Source organism: Vibrio sp. 1249-1 (assembly GCF_033340495.1).
Genome location: NZ_JAWOWJ010000377.1, coordinates 1 through 797, shown reverse-complemented (window position 1 = coordinate 797; position 797 = coordinate 1). Strand labels below are relative to the sequence as shown.

General features: G+C 46.7%; 1 protein-coding gene. It reads right to left on the bottom strand.

Annotated features, from left to right (window positions below; translation table 11 throughout):
* The coding region (locus R7Z50_RS26480) for a tetratricopeptide repeat protein (RefSeq protein ID WP_318149611.1) at positions 1-797 on the bottom strand (797 nt) is incomplete at both ends.

Genomic DNA, 797 nt, shown 5'->3' with positions numbered 1-797 from the left:
TGCGTAGTTGTAGAGTTGCAGGTAAGTTGCAGCCAAGCTCAACCGAATCTTAATGGTGCGATTGATATTACGACTGGTGCTTTCGTGATCCAGTACGTTGAAGTAGTGCACCAAAGCAAGATTGAACTTGCCTTGATAAAAATAGATGTCGCCCATTTGTTCAAGCACATCGGCCAAAATAGGGGAGCTTGGGTAAGAGTCGTAGAAATCTGCAGCCTGAGACAGATATTCAATGGCTTTGTCGTACACACGACGCTCTTGGAAAAGTCTCGCCAGCAAGCGGTTTACTTTGGCAAGGCGAGTACCGCTGTCACTTTCGATGGACTGCCAATAACCGTAAAGCAGTTCTGAAAGCGCAAGGTTGTATTTTTTACTGTTAAGGTAAAACTCACCAACAGAAGTGTAGTAATCAATTAAGGCCAAATCGGAACGACTGTCCTCAAGCATGCTTTTCGCTTGAGCATACAAACGCTCTGCGCCAACGTTATCGCCACGATGAGCCGCTAGCAGGGCTCGTTGCATCACCATACGATAACGGACGCTGTCTGTACGTTGAAGTACAGAGTCGGCTTCGTCTAGCTGTTTTTCAATTTGATTGAGGGTGTCTTCGGCAGCTGAATAGTTGTGGTCGTACATCCAAATCATTTGGTTGCGCATGAGTTGCACATCCAAAGTCATGTAAGGCAGTTGGTATTCTTTCGCGAGCTTTTCTGCTTCATTGAGGTTATCGATCGCTGAGCGGACATTGCCCATCGTATAGTCGGCTTGCGCAATGATCTTGTGTGCTTCGATGGTGC